Raw genomic sequence first — 20,240 nt, 5'->3', positions numbered from 1 at the left:
ACATTAATGTTTGCTGACATTCCGCCATCGCGAGCAGGCTCGCTCCCACAGGTTTTTCAATTTGCCTGACAGCTATCAGGCGTTCCCGGCCAGCTTCATCCGCGCAGCCTGAGTGAAGTCGAGCATCCGCTTCAACGGGCGAATCGCCTGAGGGATCAACGCCGGATCGACAAAGATCTCGTTCGCCCCTTCCTTCAAGGCCTTCAGCGTGCGCTCAAGCGTATTCATCGCCATCCACGGGCAGTGCGCGCAACTGCGGCACGCCGCGCCGTTACCCGCTGTTGGCGCCTCGATGAACACCTTGTCCGGGCACAACTGCTGCATCTTGTAGAAGATGCCACGGTCGGTGGCAACGATAAGCGTCTTGTTCGGCAGGCTCTGCGCCGCTGCGATCAACTGACTGGTGGAACCGACAGCGTCCGCCAGCTCGATCACCGAGGTCGGTGATTCCGGGTGCACCAGAATCGCCGCGTCCGGGTACAGCGCTTTCATGTCTTCGAGCTGCTTGGACTTGAACTCTTCGTGAACGATGCAGGCCCCGTCCCACAGCAACATGTCCGCACCGGTCTGGCGCTGAATGTAGGTGCCCAGGTGCTTGTCCGGGCCCCAGATGATCGTTTCGCCGTTATCCATCAGGCTTTCAACGATCTCCAGCGCACAACTTGAGGTCACAACCCAGTCCGCCCGGGCCTTGACCGCTGCCGAGGTGTTGGCATACACCACCACGGTACGTTCCGGGTGCTGATCGCAAAACGCCGAGAACTCGTCCACCGGGCAACCCAGGTCCAGCGAACAGGTCGCTTCCAGGGTCGGCATCAGCACACGTTTTTCAGGGTTGAGGATTTTGGCGGTTTCGCCCATGAATTTCACACCGGCGACCACAACGGTCTTGGCCGGGTGAGCATTGCCGAAACGGGCCATCTCCAGCGAGTCGGAGACACAGCCACCGGTTTCTTCAGCCAGGGCTTGAATAACCGGATCACAATAGAAGTGTGCAACCAGCACCGCGTCCTGAGCCTTGAGCTCGGCAGCAATGGCAGCGCGATAATAGGCCTCTTCCTCGACCGTCAGCGGCTTGGGCTGCTTGGCGTCGAGGTGGGCTTGAACCAGAAGGCGTTCGGAAATCTGCGTCATGTTCGCAAGACCTGCAAGCGCTTACGCGCGAAAGTCGAGTATACACCCGGCTCCGGACCCTTCAGGGGTACCGCCGGGAAAGTGAGTATTCATCAGGCATGGACAGCGTTGAAGCTGCGCAAGGCTACAGAATATCCCCTGGAGACAAAAGACCATTTCAAGCTGATTCCGATACACAACGCCTTGCCGGTCATGATTCTTGAAGCGAGAAATCTGCCAGTACTAACAGATTGAGTGGTGGCGGACGATTAAAAACCCGGCCACCACCGCTTTTCGGTGCACGAATCAAAATAACTTGATGGTGATCCAGCCGTTATCCTTGAATTGAGCATCTAGCACTTTGACATCCCCATCCATGGGCAGTTTTTTGCAAATCACGTTTGCGGGGAAATCCCTTTGCTTTTCAAGCGGCACATACTTCTGTCCCGAAAACGCTTTGATCGAAGCGTCAAAATAGTCAACTTTCAACGATGAATCGCCTTGTGAACGGCTCTTCAAAGTATCGGCAACTGTTTCCATTCGTTCAAGAACAGCACGGCATCCGTTAGCAACCAAAGGAAAGTTGTACTGATAGGAGAATAGTGGCACCGCCATCATCGAAACCGAGTAAGGCAGCTTGGCAGACAAATCACTGTCTTGAATAACGATCGACATCGGATCGCTTGAGGCCGCCTTATACTCTTCAACCGAATTGAACTGCAAACCACGGAAATACGTGTACTCCAGTTCACTGAAGTTGAACCCATAAGCCTTGAACGTAAGATATAAAATGATCGAGGCGACAGCAAAACAAGCAAGCCTCGCACCTTTGATCGCATGACACCTTAGAAAATCAAGAAAAATAATTATTGCCACCCCAGCCACAAGACCGGTGGAGTAATCAATATAATTCTTGTACGACAGCATAACCCCAGAGACAACGTGCACATTACAAACAAGGAACAACGAAAGAGCAATAAAAAACTGGCTATATACATGCCAAGTGTCTTTTATAGCGTATCGACGGGAAAGAGCAAACTGAACCAAGAAAAAACCAAGCGCTACAAGGCCGGAAACTGGCAACATCGGCACATGGCTTTTTATATAACCATCCGACATCGCGGAAATAAATGGATCTTTTGACAAAAACAGAAAATCAAAAAACATAAAACCGAAAGACAAAGCCAAATAAGACGCCACGCAGGCGATACCTATTCGCAAATAGCTCAGACTCTTATTAAAGAACCATGAATGCAGCAAGATAAAACCACAGACGAGGAAGTACGCATAAGGTACCCCCACATAGAAATACAACAACGGCAACAGCACAAACAAACAAAGCAAGCGCCCGGTTTTTAAAAAAGCCGAAACCGCCAGCACAACAAAAAAATATGACAGTTGTGGCTCCGGCGTTCTCAACGCCGATTGGTAATATTCCCAGCCGTAACCGAATACACCATAATCCCTGGTCAGATGCGCTATAAGCGGATTACCGAAATTAAAAATAATGGGAGAAAACAAAACTATCGCTGCGTATATCAATGCCCGCCCATAGTTGACATTCAACCGACGAAGAATAAATACAAGCAAGAAAAATGTGGCTGGCGTCAAGAGACAATCAAACAGAATATTGATTTCTCCCCCACTCAACCCCAGATTTTGTAGGGTATAAACGATCGCCCCGGATGCCCAATACCCAGGCACTGTCAAAGAACCCAATGCGCCTTGATAGCTTAGATAAGTCTCCTCATCCCAGGCGTTTACATAGATGAAATTGACAGATTCAAAGTAGGCGTAAATCATGGGAAAGGCGTAAGACAAATATGCCAGCACCACAAAAACTATCTTCAGAGCCAAACTGGCCGAAATTCTTTCAGATACCTGCTTTAGCACCGCAAAAAACATAATGTCTAAATCTCTGTTATGAAAACGAACTTCAATATGCCTGTTCCGGAGATATCAACCTCACGCACCATAAGCACGGATGCCACGAATGGCACCCTGTTCGCCATTGAATCTCACTGCAACTCTTCACAAAACACGTAGATTAACTAATAGCCCGCGCCAAGACGTCCACGACTTTATCTTGCTGCTCTGGTGCCAAGCCGACCCAAAGAGGTAGTCGCAATAAAGACTCTGAAAGTGCATCCGTATTGTCCATGGAACCATGAACTCGTCCGTAGCGCAGGCCGCCTGGTGACGAATGAAGAGGAACATAATGGAATACTGCGGATATATCGTTTTGCTTCAACGCTTCCAGGACAGCCTGTCGATCAACACCTGGTGCCAGCAACACGTAGTACATATGCGCATTGTGCTGACAGTCTTCCGGCACAATTGGACGACGCAACAAGCCCTTTTGCTCCAAAGGAGCAAGGGCAGCATGATAGTAGTCCCAGACTGCCAATCGTCGATCGGTGATACTTTTGGCCTCTTCCAGTTGAGCCCAAAGAAATGCGGCAATCAACTCTCCTGGCAAAAATGAAGAACCTACTTCCTGCCAGGTATATTTATCTACCAGCCCACGAAAGAAGCGACTGCGATCAGTGCCTTTCTCACGAATAATTTCAGCGCGCAACGAAAGCTGTGGTTCGTTAACTAAAAGCGCACCGCCCTCACCCGAAATCACATTCTTTGTTTCGTGAAAGCTGAATGCACCGAGATCACCAATACTCCCAAGTGCACGCCCCTTATAGCTGGACATTACACCCTGGGCAGCATCCTCCACTACTTTGAGACCATGCTTACGAGCAATATGCATGATCGTATCCATCTCACAGGACACGCCCGCATAATGAACAGGAACAATAGCTTTGGTCCGGGGAGTAATGGCTGCTTCAATCAGCTTCTCATCCAGATTCAATGTATCTTTACGAATATCCACAAATACAGGGATCGCACCGCGCAGTACAAAGGCATTGGCGGTTGAAACGAACGTATAGGACGGCAAGATCACTTCATCGCCAGGCTGTATATCCAGCAACAATGCAGCCATTTCAAGTGCGGCGGTGCACGAATGAGTGAGGAGCGCGGTATTACAGCCCGTGCTTTGTTCAATCCATTGATGACAACGCTTGGTGAAGGAGCCATCACCCGCCAGCATATTCCCAAACTTGGCTTCTGCGATGTAGTACAGCTCTTTACCCGTCATGTATGGACGATTGAAGAGTATTTTTTCAGTGCTCATGCCTGCTCCGACTGGGTAAGTTTTGGCCTTGGCTCATTAGGTTTTCGGAGTTTCAATGAAAACCACGGTGAGAAAAAGTTGAAACCCTATTGCCTGGACGGCAGAAGGAGAGCCCCGATCCGGGCTTTCATCTCTTTATGTCTCTGCCAATTCCACTTTGTCACAGTATGTCAGATGAGCCTGTCATTCTGAACATCCATGTCGAAAATGGCGCCTGCCATGGCCCTTACGAAGTCACACGCCTACGAAAGCCATACACCACTGCTCCGTCCGCGCCGCGCACTTTCTTCCAGGCAAAAAAAAATCCGGAAATCCTCACTTTCGTGGGCCTTCCAGACTTTTAAAACTGCTACAAAAATGGTGGGTCGTGTGGGATTCGAACCTACGACCAATTGGTTAAAAGCCAACTGCTCTACCAACTGAGCTAACGACCCGCTGTGTGGTGGCGCGTATAATACTGATTTTTAAGGACTATTCAACACCTAATTTGAAATAAATCAAAAATAAGGTGTTGGATCGCTGATTCCGGCGGCTGCGAAGCCTTCCGCACGCAGTCGGCAGCTGTCGCATTTGCCGCACGCGTAGCCTTTATCGTCCGCCTGATAGCAGGAAACGGTCAGACCGTAGTCGACGCCGAGCTTCACGCCCGCCTGGACGATCTGCGCCTTGCTCAGGTTTTGCAGGGGCGCCTGAATGCGGAAGCCATTGCCTTCGACACCGGCCTTGGTCGCCAGATTGGCCATGCGCTCGAAGGACTCGATGAACTCAGGACGGCAATCCGGATAGCCGGAGTAATCGACAGCGTTAACGCCAATGAAGATGTCGCGCGCCCCGAGCACTTCGGCCCAACCTAGCGCCAGGGACAGAAACACGGTATTGCGAGCAGGCACGTAAGTCACCGGAATGCCCTCGCCTGCCTCTTCCGGCACATCAATGCTGCTGTCGGTCAGTGCCGAGCCACCAATGCCGTTCAGGTTCAAACCGATGACCTTGTGCTCGACCACACCCAAGTCCCGGGCAACACGTTCAGCGGCGTGTAATTCAGCGTGAGACCGCTGACCGTAATCGAAGCTCATCGTGTAGCAGCTGTAGCCTTCAGCGCGAGCCATGGCCACGACCGTCGCCGAGTCGAGACCGCCGGACAGCAGGATGACCGCACGTTTTTCAGCAGTATTCGTTTGTTCAGTCATATCAGCGCCCCGGCTCGTCATTCCAAAGATATTTATGCAGCTGCAGTTGCAGACGTACTGGCAGGTTGTCCGCCACCACCCAGTCAGCCAGATCCCGAGCATTCAGGTCATGGTGGCTTGGCGAGAACAGCACTTCACCGGCTCGGCGATCCAGACCGTACTGAATCAGCTTCGACACGGCCCAGTCGTAGTCTTCCCGCGAGCAGATGACAAACTTCACCTGGTCGTTGGGGGTGAGCAGCTCGATGTTCTCATAGCGGTTGCGATGCGCTTCCTTCGAACCCGGGGTTTTCAGGTCGACAACGCGACTCACGCGTGAATCTACCGCCGAGATATCAAGTGCACCACTGGTTTCCAGTGACACTTCGTAACCGGCGTCGCACAACTGCTTGAGCAATGGGATGGCATTGGGTTGCGCCAGCGGCTCTCCGCCGGTGACACACACATAACGCGGGCGGAAACCGGCCACTTGCTCGAGGATGTCGTCGAGCGTTCGGACAGTACCGCCAGTGAACGCATAGGCGCTGTCGCAGTATTGGCAACGCAATGGGCAACCGGTCAGGCGCACAAATACTGTGGGCAGCCCGGCAGTCCGCGTTTCCCCCTGCAACGAGTAGAAAACTTCGGTGATTCTCAATGTGTCTTGCATAGTCGCCACGGGCGTAACAGCTAAACAGGCTGTCCGCCTCCGTCAGCACTTCAAGGAACCTCGCCAACGCGCAGGCCCCAAAAAGCGTATTTCATAAAAAGGGCGTGAATTCTAACGAAAAAACCCGCGACAAGCGCGGGTTTCTTCGAAATGGGTCAAGCAGGCTTACATGCGTTGCAGATCGCGTTGGGCCAGCTGAGCGGCGGAAGTGCCCGGATATTGGGACACGACCTGCTGCAGAATGCCTTTTACCTTGTCGGGATGACCGAGGCGGCGTTCTACATCAGCCAGCTTGTACAGCGAATCAGGCACTTTGTTGTGCTTTGGGTACAGCTGCGAAACCTTGGCAAATGCCTGACCTGCACCTTGCAGATCGCCTTTGGCCAGGTTCACTTCGCCCAACCAGTACTGGGCGTTGCCCGCGTATTGGCTGTTCGGGTATTTGCGCAGGAAAGCGGAGAAAGCCTGACTGGCTTTGTCGAAATCCTTGGCCTTGATCAAGTCGAAGGCTGCATCGTAATACAGTTTTTCCTTCGCTGGATCCGCCGGTTCGCTACCCGCGGCAGGAGCCTGAGCGGCTGCCGCCCCTGCACCCGCTGCTGCGCCGGGGGCATTCAGATCGCCACCGGTAGAAGAATTCTCAGGAGTCGCGGCTGGTGCAACGCCGGTTCCTATGCGCCGATCAAGATCCTGGTATCGCTCCAGGTTTTCCTGCTTCATGCGCGCTACATCATTTTGCAGAACTTCAATCACACCTTGTTGGCGCGAGATCTGCTCCTGCATCGATTGCAGTTGGTTGAACAGCTCGCCCTGTGCCGAGACAGGGGCCGAAACCCCTCCCCCGGCATAGGCGCCGTTCGTACCGTAACCCGCAGGCGGATAACTACTCCCGCTATTGTTATAGCCGGAGTCATTATCGACCACAGGAACCGCAGCCCACACCGCAAGCGGTGCGAGGCTGAGAGCCAAAACAGTTACAGCACGACGGCACGTTCGCATGACGAATTACTTACGCAGTTCGACGCGACGGTTTTGAGCCCAGGACTGCTCGTCGTTGCCGGTAGCAACTGGACGCTCTTCGCCGTAGGAAACCAGTTCCAGCTGAGCTGGGGAAACACCTTGCAGTACCAGGTAGCGTTGAACGGCTTTCGCACGACGCTCGCCCAGTGCCAGGTTGTACTCACGAGTACCACGTTCGTCGGTGTTGCCTTCCAGAACAACGCGAGCGCCGTTTGCTTTCAGGTCTTTGGCGTGAACGTCCAGAGCGCGCATGGCTTCTGGCTTCAGGTCCGAGCTATCGTATTCGAAGTAGAAGGTGGTGATTGCGCGCAGAGCAGCTTCTTCGCTCAGGGAGCCATCAACGGCACCAGTGTTAGCGCCGTAACCAGCGTTTGGATCAACAGCGCCTTCACCGGCGTTGTCGCCGCCTTTGGACGAGCAACCTACAGCTACAGCCATGGCCAGAGCCAGCGCAGCAAATTTACCAAACTTCAGCATTTCCATCGTGAAACTCCTAATGAACCCCAGTGTGTTAAGTACAACGTGTAGCGCCGCGTCAGTTCAGGTAAGGGGACCAGGAAGGTTCTCTGACTTCGCCTTGTGCGGTAGGAAGCGGGAGCCTTACGCGTCCATTAATGGACACGAGCATCAAGACTCCCCGGCCCTGCTGGCGGGTGGCGTAGATTACCATGGTGCCGTTGGGCGCAACAGTAGGCGACTCGTCCAGAGTGCTATCAGTGAGGATTTTTACGCTTCCGCGCTGCAAATCCTGGGCCGCCACCTTGAAATTAGTGAAGCCATCCTGGCGGTGAATCATCACCAGGGTCTTTTCATCAGCCGAAAGCTTCGGGTTGGCGTTGTAGTTGCCGATGAAAGTCACACGCTCCGCACCACCGCCACTGGCGCTGGTTTTGTAGATTTGTGGCTTGCCGCCACGGTCGGAGGTGAAGTAAAGGGTATTACCATCCTTGCCCCAGAACGGTTCGGTGTTGATGCCAGGACCGTTGGTAACACGGGTCAGCTGACGCGAACCCAGGTTCATCACATAGATATCCGGGTTACCGTCTTTCGACAGAACCAACGCCAGGCGATTGCCATCCGGCGACCAGGCTGGCGCGCCATTCAGGCCTTCGAAGTTGGTGATCTGCTCACGGCGACCGGTATCGATGTTCTGCATGAAGATGCGCGGACGCTTCTGCTCGAACGACACATAAGCGATGCGCTTGCCATCCGGTGCAAAACGCGGCGACAGGATCGGCTCGCGCGATTGCAGCAGGGTCACGGCGCGGGCACCGTCATAGTCAGAACGTTGCAGCGTGTAGCGCGTGTTCTTCTCGGAGAAACGCTCTGCAGTCACGTACAGCAGACGTGTCGAGAACGCACCTTTGATACCGGTGAGTTTTTCGAACGACTGGTCCGCGATGTAGTGCGACATGTCACGCAGTTGATCAACGCTGCCCGACACGCTGCCGGTCAGCACTTGTTGTTCGGTGGCGACGTTGAACAGAGCGTATTGAACCTGCAGGCGACCGCCCGCCGGAGCAATGCTGCCGACCATGACGTACTGGGCGCCGAGCGCCTTGAAGTCACGGAAGATGATTTCGCTGGCCTGGCTCGGCTGGCTGATCATGTTCTGCTTTGGAATCGGCGAGTAGTAACCCGAATTGCGCAGGTCGTTACCGATGATTTCGGCCATGTCGTCCGGCAACACGCTGCCGCCCTGGTTGCCAAACGGTACGACGGCGATCGGAGTAGCCCGATCGCTGCCGCTGGTGACCAGAATGTTTTTTTCATCTGCCGTCGCAATCCCTGCCAGGCAGCAGATCACGACAAGCATTCCTCGAAGAAGGTTTCTCACAAGGCTAGATCCTCAGGTGTGAATGTCATCTTGAATGAACGATACGGAGCGAAATCACTCGGCTTCATTCCCTGCATTTCTGTCAAACGTCCAATATTCTTGACCGCAGCAACTGCCGACGCGTCAAACGGACCGTCACCACTGGACTTGGACACGCTGACCGAAGTCACCGTACCGTCCGGCAACATGCCGATTTGCAACACGACCGTCATGCCTTTGCGTGCCGAAGGTGGACGAGCCCAGCCTTCCGCTGCACGAGCACGAATCAGGTCATCGAAACTGCCGGCGACTTCGTCACCCTGCTCATCCGCCAAGGCCTGCTGACGCTGAGGCGTGTCGGAAAGCAAATCTGCCAGGGCCTGAGCCTTTTTCTCTTCGGCGGATTTACGTGCCGCTTCCTGCGATTTCTTTTTCGCAGCATCGGCAGCAGCTTTCTTCTTCGCATCTTCGGCGACTTTCTTCTTCGCCTCTTCAGCTTCAGATTTCTTCTTGGCGTCTTCCGCGGCTTTCTTCTTCGCGTCTTCGACGATCTTCTTCTTGGCTTCTTCCGCGGCCGCTTTCTTGGCCTCTTCTTCAGCCGCTTTCTTGGCTTCTTCTTCAGACTTCTTCTTGGCTATATCAGCCAATTGTTTCTCTTCAGCCTTTTTGGCCTCGGCGGTCTTCTTCGCTTCATCGGCTTTTTTGGCTTCATCAGCCTTTTTAGCCTCTTCCGCTTTCTTGGTCTCGTCGGCCTTCTTGGATTCTTCGGCTTTTTGAGCCGCGTCTTCCTTCTTTTGTTCCGCAGCCTTGATCGCTTCCTGCTCGATCAACTTCTGTTCCATCTGCTCGACTTCGGTCTGGCGCGCGGCGGATTTCTTCGCCTCACCCGCAATCTTCTGATTGGTCTGGGTGGTCGCCTGGCTTTTCGACTTCAGTTGGTACAGGGTCGCCTGGACAATCGGCTTGGCCGGCGGCAGCTCCGGTGTGAAGGCAAAACTGACGAACAGCATGCCGAAAACCAGCACGTGCAAGACAATCGCCAGGACACTAGGCCAGAAGTAGCTTTCCGAGGCGGATGGCTCTCGCATTTGCTGCATCAGGGTGCCTCGGTAATCAAGCCAACATTACCGACCCCGGCCTTCTGCAATCCGCCCATGGCACCCATGACGGAACCGTAATCGACGGTTTTGTCGCCGCGGATGAACACTTGGGTACGTTTGCCGCCTTCAGTCCCGGCGCGAATGATCTTGGTCACCGCATCAGTCATCTGAGGCAAGGTCATTGCCCTGTCCTGCTGCTTTTCAGTGTCGACTTCGCTGCCAAGGTTCCAGTAGTAGGTCTTGTCAGCCTTGATCGAAATGGTCAGGACCTGGGTGTTGTTGTCCTGCGGCAAGGCTTCGCTGGAAACCTTGGGCAGATCAACTTTCACGCCCTGATTGAGCATCGGCGCGGTCACCATGAAGATGACCAGCAGTACCAGCATCACGTCGATGTAAGGCACTACGTTCATCTCGGCAACCGGCTTGCGCTTTTTGCGAGCTCGAGCGATTAAAGCCATTGGAAATTACCTGCTTATTCTTCGCTGGTGTGCACTTTGCGGTGCAGGATCGCCTGGAATTCATCGGCGAAGGTGTAGTAACGGCCGATCAGCGTTTCGCTGCGAGCGGCAAAACGGTTGTAAGCGATAACGGCAGGGATGGCGGCGAACAGGCCGATCGCAGTTGCAATCAGTGCCTCGGCGATACCTGGAGCCACAGTGGCCAGGGTCGCTTGCTGGGCAGTTGCCAGGCCACGGAAGGAGTTCATGATGCCCCAGACCGTACCGAACAGACCGATGTAAGGGCTGACGGAACCGACAGTGGCGAGGAACGGCAGGCTCTGCTCGAGCTTTTCTTCTTCGCGGGAGATGGCGACACGCATGGCGCGGGCCACGCCTTCCATGACCGCTTCAGGGTCAACGCCTGGCTGCTGACGCAGACGGGAGAATTCCTTGAAGCCGGCACGGAAGATCTGCTCGACGCCCGAATCCGGGTCCGGGTTGCTGCCGGCCTGACGGTACAGTTTGGACAGGTCGATACCCGACCAGAAGCGCTCTTCGAAGCTCTCCAGGGCGCGTCGACCGGCGCGCAGCAAGTTGCTGCGCTGAAAGATCATGATCCATGAGGTCACCGATGCGGCTACCAGGATCAGCATTACCAGTTGCACCACGATACTGGCATTGCTGACCAGGCTCCACATGGAGGAATGGTCGACGACGTTAGCTTCCACGCTTTATCTCCTGCTTTGAGTGTGTACCCGCGCCGCTCACGTCGGCAAAGGCCGCACGTAGAGCTTCGGGAATGGCCCGGGGTTTTAAACTTTCAGTGCGCACACAGGCCACCAAAAACTGCCCTTCACAGAGCAGCGCATTATCCGTGGCTCGCCTGACCTGCTGTTTAAAGCGCAGGCTGACACGGTTCAATTCGATTACTTCAGCGCTTACCAGTAGCTCGTCGTCCAGTCGCGCCGGCGCGTGGTAACGCGCTTCGCTGGAATGCACGACAAACAACAGGTCCTCCCCTGCCAGCTGGGATTGGGCAAAGCCCAGCTCCCGGAGCCGCTCGGTTCGAGCCCGTTCCATAAACTTGAGGTAATTAACGTAATACACGATGCCGCCCGCATCGGTGTCCTCGTAATAAACGCGACAACGATGTGCGAAAGGCTCAAGCCCGTTTTGCGCGCGCATACTCTAGTGCTTACTCCTCAGGTTGCCAATCCGGCCAGGCAACTGTTTTTCATTGATCTGCGGCTTTCTCGCGAAAGTACGGTCCTGGGACAGCACAATGCCCGAAAAATAAGCGCGCAAAGATTAATTAATCGTCCACTGCATCAAGGAACTCGTCTACCACGGGCATCTCGCCCAATCGTGACGGAATGTTTAAACCAAAGTGCAGGTACGCATGCCGGGTGACCACCCGCCCCCGCGGCGTGCGCATGATGTAGCCCTGCTGGATCAGATACGGTTCCAGCACGTCTTCAATAGTGTGACGTTCTTCGCTGATCGCGGCGGCCAGACTGTCGACGCCCACCGGTCCACCGTCGAACTTCTCGATCATGGTCAGCAGCAGACGTCGGTCCTGGTGATCGAAACCACGCTCGTCGACATCCAGCAGATTCAAGGCGAGATCGGCAATCGGTTTGGTGATGTGGCCCTTGGCGCGAACTTCGGCGAAATCACGCACCCGGCGCAACAGTCGGTTGGCGATCCGCGGGGTGCCACGAGCCCGGCGGGCGATTTCGAATGCGCCTTCGGGATCCAGTGGCAAGCCAAGAATGTTCGCCGAACGGCTGACAATCGTCGCCAGGTCGGCAGTGCTGTAAAACTCGAGACGCTGGACGATGCCGAAGCGGTCGCGCAGCGGGTTGGTCAGCATGCCGGCGCGCGTCGTCGCCCCCACCAGCGTGAACGGCGGCAGATCCAGCTTGATCGAACGGGCAGCCGGGCCCTCGCCGATCATGATGTCGAGCTGGAAATCTTCCATGGCCGGGTACAGCACTTCTTCGACAATCGGCGACAACCGATGGATTTCGTCGATAAACAGCACGTCGTGCGGCTCGAGGTTGGTCAGCAGCGCAGCCAGGTCACCCGGACGTTCCAGAACCGGGCCCGAGGTGCTTTTGATCGACACACCCATTTCCTGGGCGATGATGTTGGCCAGGGTGGTTTTACCCAGGCCCGGCGGGCCGAAGATCAAAGTGTGGTCCAGGGATTCGTTACGCCCACGGGCCGCCTGGATGAACAGCTCCATTTGCTCGCGAACGGTCGGCTGGCCAATGTATTCGGCCAGACTGACAGGACGAATCGCCCGATCCTGGACTTCCTCGCGGTCGCGCGGGCCCGGCGTGGCGGCTATCAGACGATCAGCTTCAATCACTTAGATCATTCCCTTCAGGGCACGGCGAATCATGTCTTCACTGCTCAAACCTTTCTCCTTGATCGCGGAAATCGCCTTGCTGGCTTCCTGCGGCTTGTAGCCCAGGGAAATCAGCGCACTGACGGCGTCATTTTCCGCAGTGGCGACCGGCGCAATATCCGGCCCGCCTGGTTGGTTTGGCACCAGGGCAAACATCGCCGGCACGGTTTCCCACGCCTTGAAGCGATCCTTGAGTTCCACCAGCAAACGCTCGGCGGTCTTCTTGCCCACGCCCGGCACCTTGGTCAGGGCCGAGGTGTCCTGGGACTGCACGCAACGTACCAGTTCATCGACTTCCAGACTCGACATCAACGCCAGGGCCAATTTCGGCCCTACACCATTGAGACGAATCAACTCGCGAAAAAAGTCTCGCTCACGCTTGCTGGCGAAACCATAGAGTAACTGCGCGTCTTCGCGTACGACCAAATGGGTGTGCAACGTCAGCGGTTCACCGACCGACGGCAAGCGATACAGCGTGGTCATGGGCACTTCAAGCTCATACCCCAGACCGTTTACATCCAGAATCAGGTGCGGCGGCTGTTTCTCAGCCAGTGTGCCGCGCAAGCGTCCAATCACGTTTCAGATCCTTGAGCGTTGGCCAGTTCGGTGGCTGGCGACTGACAGAACAAGGGTGTTGCGCCGACAACACAGGCACAAAACCCTCATTCCGTAAAAATGACTGCTGATGCTATCAGAGACGCAGGCGCCCGCCACGACTGCGTGCCGTGCCCAGACCATGAGGCAACAGGCTGGAACGGGTGTGAGCATGGCAAATGGCAATGGCCAGGGCGTCCGAGGCATCGATTTGCGGTTTGCTGGTGAGTTTCAACATGTGCATCACCATCATTTGCACCTGCTCTTTATTCGCCGCGCCGGTCCCGGTTACTGCCTGTTTGACCTGGGTGGCCGTGTATTCGGCGATTTCCAGATTCTCTTCGGCGCCGGCAACGATTGCCGCGCCTCGGGCCTGACCGAGTTTCAGCGCGGAATCGGCGTTGCGCGCCATGAACACCTTTTCGATGCCCATGGTCACCGGGCCGTAGGTCTGGATGACTTCACGCACGCCGCGATAGACAATTTGCAGACGCTCGTGCAACTCGCCGGAACCGGTACGAATACAGCCCGACGCCACGTACACGCAGCCACGCCCGGTATCGCGTACCACGCCATAGCCGGTGATGCGCGAACCGGGGTCGATACCAAGAATTAAAGTCATAACGCCTGCGGCTTGTAATGAATGTGCGTGGCGAACCCACAACACTGTAGGAGCGAGCCTGCTCGCGATGGACGTTAACGATAACGCGCTACACCTGAATTGGCGCGGCGCTCTCAGGTTTTTCGCGAGCAGGCTCGCTCCTACAGGGGACGCCCTTAGCCGAGCTGTGCGGCCACCGACTCGGGGATATCCGCGTTGGAATAGACGTTCTGCACGTCATCCAGGTCTTCGAGCATGTCGATCAGCTTGAGGACTTTCTCGGCACCTTCCAGGTCCAGTTCGGCACTGGTGGTCGGCAACATGACGATTTCCGCGTCATCACCTTTGAAACCGGCGGCTTCCAGAGCGTTACGCACGGAGTAGAAACCGGCGAACGAGGTGAACACGTCAATGGAGCCGTCTTCGTTCGTGACCACGTCATCGGCGTCGGCTTCCATCGCCGCTTCCATCAAGGCGTCTTCATCCACGCCCGGCGCGAAGGAAATCTGCCCTTTGCGCTCGAACAGATAAGCCACGGAACCGTCGGTACCCAGGTTACCGCCGCACTTGCTGAACGCATGGCGAACAGCCGCTGCGGTGCGGTTGCGGTTGTCGGTCATGCACTCGACCATCACCGCCACGCCACCTGGGCCGTAGCCTTCGTAGGTCAGCTCGACCATGTCATCAGTGTCGGCTGCACCGGCACCGCGAGCCACCGCGCGATCGATGATGTCGCGGCTCATGTTCGCGCCCAGCGCCTTGTCCAGGGCCAGTCGCAGACGCGGGTTGGAGCCCGGATCACTGCCGCCCTGACGGGCAGCAACGGTCAGTTCACGTATCCACTTGGTGAAAATCTTGCCCTTCTTGGCATCCTGACGTTCTTTGCGGTGCTTGATGTTCGCCCACTTGGAATGACCCGCCATAACTCGCTCCGAATTCTCTTTGAAACATTGCCCGCCACACACGGAGTGCCGGCCAGCAAACAAAAAATCTCGACCTGAAGAAAAGGCGCATCCCATGAGGATGCGCCTTCAGGGTCAGCCTTACTCAGCTTTTGGCGTTTCGCGCAGACGAATGTGCAGTTCGCGCAATGCCTTGGCATCGACCACACCCGGTGCTTGCGTCATCACGTCGGCAGCACTCTGGGTTTTCGGGAAGGCGATCACTTCACGGATCGACTGGGCGCCGGTCATCAGCATCACCAGACGGTCCAGACCGAAGGCCAGACCACCGTGCGGCGGCGCGCCGTATTTCAGGGCGTCGAGCAGGAAGCCGAATTTCTCTTCCTGTTCCGCTTCATTGATACCCAGCAGGCGGAATACCGTCTGTTGCATTTCCTTGCGGTGGATACGGATCGAACCGCCACCCAGCTCGGTGCCGTTCAGGACCATGTCGTAGGCACGGGACAGGGCGGTCGCCGGGTTGGCTTCCAGCTCTTCCGGGGTGCATTTCGGCGCGGTGAACGGGTGGTGCAAGGCAGTGAAGCTGCCGTCGTCGTTTTCTTCGAACATCGGGAAGTCGACGACCCACATTGGTGCCCACTTGCAGGTCAGCAGGTCCAGGTCGTTACCGACCTTGATCCGCAGTGCACCCAAGGCTTCGCTGACGATCTTGGCTTTGTCGGCACCGAAGAACACGATGTCGCCATCCACTGCGCCAACGCGATCGAGGATCACGTTGAGGTTGGCTTCAGGGATGTTCTTGACGATTGGCGACTGCAGGCCTTCAACGCCTTTGGCGCGCTCGTTGACCTTGATGTACGCCAGGCCCTTGGCACCGTAGATGCCGACGAACTTGGTGTAGTCGTCGATCTGCTTGCGCGGCATGCTCGCTGCGCCAGGAACACGCAGGGCAGCGATACGGCATTTCGGATCGTTGGCCGGGCCACTGAAGACCTTGAAGTCGACTTCTTTCAGTTGATCGGCAACGTCCACCAGTTCCAGCGGGTTACGCAGGTCAGGCTTGTCGGAACCGTAACGACGCATGGCCTCTTCGAATGTCATGTGCGGGAATTCACCGAATTCCAGATCCAGCACTTCCTTGAACAGGTTGCGGATCATGCCTTCGGTGAGGCCCATGATGTCTTTTTCATCGAGGAAGCTTGTTTCGATGTCGATCTGGGTGAATTCAGGCTGACGGTCGGCACGCAGGTCTTCGTCGCGGAAGCACTTGGCGATCTGGTAGTAACGGTCGAAGCCGGCCACCATCAGCAGCTGCTTGAACAGCTGTGGCGATTGCGGCAAGGCGAAGAACGAACCGGCGTGAGTACGGCTCGGCACCAGGTAGTCACGTGCGCCTTCAGGGGTGGCACGGGTCAGGATCGGCGTTTCGACGTCGAGGAAACCGTTCTCGTCGAGGTAACGACGGATGCTGGTGGTCATGCGCGAACGCAGACGCAGCTTCTCGGCCATTTCCGGGCGACGCAGGTCAAGGAAGCGATAGCGCAGACGGGTTTCTTCGCCCACTTCGGAATATTCGTTGAGCGGGAACGGCGGGGTTTCCGATTCGTTCAGTACTTCCAGCTCGTAGCCCAGCACTTCGATCATGCCCGACGCCATGTTGGCGTTGCCGGCACCGGCCGGACGCAGGCGGACCTTGCCGGTCACTTTAACCACGTATTCGCTGCGCACGCGGTCGGCGGCGGCGAAGGTTTCAGCGCGGTCCGGGTCGAACACCACCTGGGCCAGACCGTCACGATCACGGATATCGAGGAAAATCACCCCACCGTGGTCACGGCGACGGTGAACCCATCCGCAAAGGGTAATTTCCTGGCCTTCCAGGCTTTCGTTCAGTTGGCCGCAATAATGGCTGCGCATCATGGTAGTGGTTTCACTTCTCGTAATTCGAAATTCGGTTAGAGGCCTTGCACACGGGATGGTGCAAGAGCTCGCACGTGTCGTTCAACTCAGGTTCCAGACCCTAGTCGGCTTTATCGCCGCCGGCCAGGTTCTTCTTGGAACCGGTCTTGAAATCGGTTTCGTACCAGCCGGTGCCGCTAAGGCGGAAGCCCGGCATGGACAGCATCTTCTTGAGCTCTGGCGCCTGGCAGGCAGGGCAGTCGACCAGCGGTGTTGCGCTGATCTTTTGAATGGCTTCCAACTGATGACCACAGGAAGCACATTGATAGTCGTACATCGGCATGGGGGTTGTCTCGGCGATCAGATTGCTACCGCGCACGCTGGGTTTTGCGGCAAAGAGCGGGATTATATCCATTAAATGCAGCCTGTGCAGCCGTAAGACTGCACAGACTGACACACGATGCATTCCGCCATCACGACTAGGCCATGACGACGCAACTCCCTTCCTTCAGGCTGTGCACAACGCAGACAACCCGCACCAGCCCGCTGAAATTCTTGACCCCGCCGTGACGCAAATGCACTTCTCGATCCACGTGAGACAACAACGCACTGACCGAACAGCAATTGATCCTGGCCATTTCCCCCAAAATATCCCAATACACCTGCTCAAGCCGCAAGCAGGTGGCAAAGCCATTCAAGCGTACGGATCGGGATAATGGCTGGGCCAGGCCCATATCGAACTCACTGACAAACGGATCGATCCTTACATCCTTGAATGAACCGTTCCTCCCATCGCTTCGCCTGTCTTCATAAACCATACCGTTGACACTCCTTTGCCATCCCTGGTTCTTATAAGAGTCATGCTGTGATTCTTATAAAAGCGCAGGCGCAAAGTTATATCCAGATGACTTTTTGACCATCCACGTAGGATAAGCCAACAACTGAAGGCGGATCATGGAGACCGTCCTAGTCCGGACAATTTCCTACACATACTGACGTAAGATCATTCAACGAAGAGAGGCCGAAACGACAGCGCGCGGACAACGCCTGCAAGGCACCATCCGCGCACTGAACGCGTTACTCATCCAGCAAAGCGCGCAACATCCATGCGGTTTTCTCGTGAACCTGCATACGTTGGGTCAGCAAATCCGCCGTGGGCTCGTCGCTGACCTTGTCGAGCAGGGGAAAGATCCCCCGCGCCGTACGCGTGACGGCCTCCTGCCCTTCGACCAGTTGTTTGATCATGCCTTCAGCGCTGGGCACGCCCGGCTCCTCCTTGATAGAAGAAAGGCGCGCATAAATGGAATAGGCACCCGGAGCAGGAAAGCCCAGCGCGCGAATGCGCTCGGCAATCGAATCGACCGCCAGGGCCAACTCGTTATATTGCTCCTCGAACATCAGGTGCAGGGTCCGAAACATGGGACCGGTGACATTCCAGTGGAAGTTATGGGTTTTCAAATAAAGTACATAAGTGTCCGACAGCAGACGCGAAAGTCCGTCGACGATGGACTTGCGATCCTCTTCACTGATACCGATATCGATTGCCATGCTTTTCCCCTAAAGGTGATCAAATTCATCCGACAGGTGCAGGACCACTCTAGCAAGCCTGTCGCCACACCGCAGGCGGGAATGCCCCCGCTCCCTGCGACATATCGCCCCCGATGCACCGCCGGACTCCCTGATTTGAGTAGCCGCAAGCTTTGCTGTTAAATAGGCAGTGTGTCGCAAAGCCCTATTTTTCCGGGCGTTGCGCATAGGCTGATAACGAGTACGTGCTCAACGCCTCTTATTGTTCTGAAGCGAACCGTGCTCTATCAGCTCTTCCTTGTGATCCGTCTTAACGTGAGTTAATCAAAATGTTGAAAATCGTCCACCTGCTAATGGGCGCAGCGGCCCTGCTGCTGTCCTTCATCCCTAGCCTGCGATCCGAAGCTGTTCCTTACCTGCAACAACCCGATGCGCTTTACCTGGCCTTTTTCGGCCTGCTCAACCTTACCCTCGCACCTGTAATCCCTTACTGGAACAAAGGCCCGCGTCATCAACTGCAAAACCTGGTCAGCGCCCTGCTGGTTCTGACTGTCGTATTGCAAACCCTGACGCTGCTCGCGCCGATGCCTGTCATCGCCGGTCAACCTGCCGTACTGTTCAGCCTGGTGGCGGCCCTGATCGCCGTGCTTCTTCATCTGGCCATCAGCTTCTACAAATCTTCACCGGCCACCGCTTCGCCAAGCTATGACATGACCAACCGCGATACCGGCACCGTGAAGTGGTTCAACACTTCCAAAGGCTTCGGGTTTATTTCCCGTGATTCCGGCGATGATATTTTCGTGCATTTCCGGGCCATTCGTGGCGAGGGTCATCGCGTCCTGGTCGAAGGCCAGCGCGTGGAGTTCTCCGTCATGAATCGTGACAAGGGCCTGCAAGCCGAAGACGTGATCGCCGCTCTTCCGCGACGCTGATTCAAGGCTAAAAAAAACCGCGAACAGCCAGGCTGCTCGCGGTTTTTTTACGCCTGCATGTTCAGTAATGCGGCGGTGGTGCTTCTTCTTCGAACGTTTCGAACTGGCCGGCCATTTCCTCCTGGCGCTTGAGCAAGGCCGCCATTTGCAGTTGCAGACGCTCAACAGCACGCTGCTGCGTCGCCAGCACATCGCTCAATGCCTGGATGGTGTCATCCTGAAAGGCCAGCTGGCTCTCCAGATCGGTAACGCGTTCTTCCAGGCTCATGATTCAACCCTCCAGAAACGTAAAATCATCGGTCAACACCAGGCGCAGCCGCTCGCGAATCACCGCGATCTGCTCTGCACTGTAAGGCTTCGCCGGGTGCTTGCCCCAGACCGGGGCTGGCCAGGCGGCATCCTCACGCTTGCGCACAATCACATGCATGTGTAACTGACTGACGACGTTACCCAGGGCCGCGACGTTCAATTTATCCGCGTCGAACGAATCCTTGAGCATTTCCGCCAGCGCAGTCGTTTCCTTCCAGAGCTGCACCTGATCAGCGACATCCAACTGAAATATCTCGCTGATATCGTCGCGACGAGGTACCAGGATGAACCACGGGTAGTTCGAATCATTGGACAACAGCAACCGGCTGAGCGGGAAATCCCCGATCGGTAACGTGTCTTGTTGAAGTCGTGGATCTAAAGCGAACACTGCGCGCACTCCCGTCTAGTCATCATTTTCAGCTTAGCGCCCCTCCACGCAGGACGACGCACCAAGCGACAGGACGGCAGCATACCTGTGAACACCACCGCCTTCACGACGAACCACGGCCGAAGGCCCATCGAAATTCGAGCGACCTGCAGAATGCGCGCCC

23 protein-coding genes and 1 tRNA gene are annotated in these 20,240 nt (G+C 55.8%); 1 reads left to right on the top strand and 23 read right to left on the bottom strand.

Annotation, left to right across the window (positions count from 1 at the left end; genetic code table 11):
• Nucleotides 1–75 precede the first annotated feature (75 nt).
• The 21 genes from nadA to KGA97_RS19955 all read right to left on the bottom strand — a co-directional run bounded on the left by nadA (nt 76) and on the right by KGA97_RS19955 (nt 18,469).
• Complete coding sequence (gene nadA / locus KGA97_RS20055) at nt 76–1,134, bottom strand: quinolinate synthase NadA (RefSeq protein WP_008027802.1); 1,059 nt, start codon at nt 1,132–1,134, stop codon at nt 76–78.
• Nucleotides 1,135–1,419: 285 nt separating this feature from the next.
• On the bottom strand, nt 1,420–3,018 hold the full coding sequence (locus KGA97_RS20050) for a hypothetical protein (protein ID WP_223481343.1): 1,599 nt from the start codon (nt 3,016–3,018) through the stop codon (nt 1,420–1,422).
• 142 nt (nt 3,019–3,160) lie between these two features.
• The gene (gene rffA, locus KGA97_RS20045) at nt 3,161–4,300 is read right to left on the bottom strand and encodes a dTDP-4-amino-4,6-dideoxygalactose transaminase (protein WP_008038669.1); all 1,140 of its coding nucleotides are present in this window, start codon (nt 4,298–4,300) and stop codon (nt 3,161–3,163) included.
• A gap of 358 nt (nt 4,301–4,658) precedes the next feature.
• Nucleotides 4,659–4,734: transfer RNA gene (locus KGA97_RS20040), tRNA-Lys, on the bottom strand.
• Nucleotides 4,735–4,797: 63 nt separating this feature from the next.
• A complete protein-coding gene (queC, locus tag KGA97_RS20035; protein ID WP_008038671.1) occupies nt 4,798–5,490 on the bottom strand; it encodes a 7-cyano-7-deazaguanine synthase QueC in 693 nt (230 codons plus the stop codon).
• 1 nt (nt 5,491) lies between these two features.
• On the bottom strand, nt 5,492–6,139 hold the full coding sequence (gene queE / locus KGA97_RS20030) for a 7-carboxy-7-deazaguanine synthase QueE (RefSeq protein ID WP_192229105.1): 648 nt from the start codon (nt 6,137–6,139) through the stop codon (nt 5,492–5,494).
• A gap of 165 nt (nt 6,140–6,304) precedes the next feature.
• Complete coding sequence (gene ybgF / locus KGA97_RS20025; protein ID WP_008038675.1) at nt 6,305–7,138, bottom strand: tol-pal system protein YbgF; 834 nt, start codon at nt 7,136–7,138, stop codon at nt 6,305–6,307.
• Between the two features lie 6 nt (nt 7,139–7,144).
• Entirely contained in the window at nt 7,145–7,642 is a 498-nt protein-coding gene (gene pal, locus KGA97_RS20020; RefSeq protein ID WP_008027793.1) for a peptidoglycan-associated lipoprotein Pal, read from the bottom strand.
• Nucleotides 7,643–7,694: 52 nt separating this feature from the next.
• Complete coding sequence (gene tolB / locus KGA97_RS20015) at nt 7,695–8,996, bottom strand: Tol-Pal system beta propeller repeat protein TolB (protein ID WP_032832453.1); 1,302 nt, start codon at nt 8,994–8,996, stop codon at nt 7,695–7,697.
• Nucleotides 8,993–10,072, bottom strand: coding sequence for a cell envelope integrity protein TolA (gene tolA / locus KGA97_RS20010; protein ID WP_008038679.1), 1,080 nt, complete (start codon nt 10,070–10,072; stop codon nt 8,993–8,995). Before tolA ends, tolB begins: the two co-directional genes overlap by 4 nt.
• Nucleotides 10,072–10,524 carry a protein TolR gene (gene tolR / locus KGA97_RS20005; protein ID WP_161806672.1) on the bottom strand — a complete coding sequence of 151 codons (453 nt, stop codon included), beginning with the start codon at nt 10,522–10,524 and terminating at the stop codon, nt 10,072–10,074. The genes tolA and tolR overlap by 1 nt, the downstream gene beginning before the upstream one ends.
• A gap of 23 nt (nt 10,525–10,547) precedes the next feature.
• Nucleotides 10,548–11,243 carry a protein TolQ gene (gene tolQ / locus KGA97_RS20000; RefSeq protein WP_008027789.1) on the bottom strand — a complete coding sequence of 232 codons (696 nt, stop codon included), beginning with the start codon at nt 11,241–11,243 and terminating at the stop codon, nt 10,548–10,550.
• Nucleotides 11,233–11,700, bottom strand: coding sequence for a tol-pal system-associated acyl-CoA thioesterase (gene ybgC, locus KGA97_RS19995; protein ID WP_008027788.1), 468 nt, complete (start codon nt 11,698–11,700; stop codon nt 11,233–11,235). Before ybgC ends, tolQ begins: the two co-directional genes overlap by 11 nt.
• Before the next feature lie 127 nt (nt 11,701–11,827).
• Nucleotides 11,828–12,889 carry a Holliday junction branch migration DNA helicase RuvB gene (gene ruvB, locus KGA97_RS19990; protein WP_008027785.1) on the bottom strand — a complete coding sequence of 354 codons (1,062 nt, stop codon included), beginning with the start codon at nt 12,887–12,889 and terminating at the stop codon, nt 11,828–11,830.
• Complete coding sequence (gene ruvA / locus KGA97_RS19985; protein WP_008027783.1) at nt 12,890–13,504, bottom strand: Holliday junction branch migration protein RuvA; 615 nt, start codon at nt 13,502–13,504, stop codon at nt 12,890–12,892.
• Between the two features lie 115 nt (nt 13,505–13,619).
• Nucleotides 13,620–14,144: a crossover junction endodeoxyribonuclease RuvC gene (ruvC, locus tag KGA97_RS19980; RefSeq protein ID WP_019693260.1), complete on the bottom strand. Its 525-nt coding sequence runs from the start codon at nt 14,142–14,144 to the stop codon at nt 13,620–13,622.
• Between the two features lie 155 nt (nt 14,145–14,299).
• Nucleotides 14,300–15,046 (bottom strand): YebC/PmpR family DNA-binding transcriptional regulator, encoded by a 747-nt coding sequence (locus tag KGA97_RS19975; protein ID WP_008043322.1) that lies wholly within the window; start codon nt 15,044–15,046, stop codon nt 14,300–14,302.
• Nucleotides 15,047–15,166: 120 nt separating this feature from the next.
• Entirely contained in the window at nt 15,167–16,942 is a 1,776-nt protein-coding gene (aspS, locus tag KGA97_RS19970) for an aspartate--tRNA ligase (protein WP_008029229.1), read from the bottom strand.
• Nucleotides 16,943–17,042: 100 nt separating this feature from the next.
• On the bottom strand, nt 17,043–17,264 hold the full coding sequence (locus KGA97_RS19965) for an FmdB family zinc ribbon protein (RefSeq protein ID WP_223481344.1): 222 nt from the start codon (nt 17,262–17,264) through the stop codon (nt 17,043–17,045).
• Between the two features lie 136 nt (nt 17,265–17,400).
• Nucleotides 17,401–17,739, bottom strand: a complete 339-nt coding sequence (locus tag KGA97_RS19960) for a ribbon-helix-helix domain-containing protein (protein ID WP_008043323.1) — start codon at nt 17,737–17,739, stop codon at nt 17,401–17,403.
• A gap of 259 nt (nt 17,740–17,998) precedes the next feature.
• The gene (locus KGA97_RS19955; protein ID WP_008029233.1) at nt 17,999–18,469 is read right to left on the bottom strand and encodes a Dps family protein; all 471 of its coding nucleotides are present in this window, start codon (nt 18,467–18,469) and stop codon (nt 17,999–18,001) included.
• A 308-nt stretch (nt 18,470–18,777) separates the two neighbouring features.
• Between KGA97_RS19955 and KGA97_RS29485 the strand changes: the two genes are divergently transcribed.
• Complete coding sequence (locus KGA97_RS29485; RefSeq protein ID WP_008029235.1) at nt 18,778–19,380, top strand: cold-shock protein; 603 nt, start codon at nt 18,778–18,780, stop codon at nt 19,378–19,380.
• A gap of 61 nt (nt 19,381–19,441) precedes the next feature.
• On the opposite strand, the gene KGA97_RS19945 is transcribed toward KGA97_RS29485, so the two are convergent.
• Both KGA97_RS19945 and KGA97_RS19940 read right to left on the bottom strand, forming a co-directional pair.
• Nucleotides 19,442–19,648 carry a SlyX family protein gene (locus KGA97_RS19945; protein ID WP_008029236.1) on the bottom strand — a complete coding sequence of 69 codons (207 nt, stop codon included), beginning with the start codon at nt 19,646–19,648 and terminating at the stop codon, nt 19,442–19,444.
• Nucleotides 19,649–19,651: 3 nt separating this feature from the next.
• On the bottom strand, nt 19,652–20,077 hold the full coding sequence (locus tag KGA97_RS19940) for an HIT domain-containing protein (protein WP_008029239.1): 426 nt from the start codon (nt 20,075–20,077) through the stop codon (nt 19,652–19,654).
• Between the last annotated feature and the right edge of the window lie 163 nt (nt 20,078–20,240).

Source organism: Pseudomonas sp. BF-B-15, from assembly GCF_019946675.1.
Lineage (GTDB): Bacteria > Pseudomonadota > Gammaproteobacteria > Pseudomonadales > Pseudomonadaceae > Aquipseudomonas > Aquipseudomonas migulae.
This window is presented reverse-complemented; position numbering and strand designations above follow the sequence as displayed.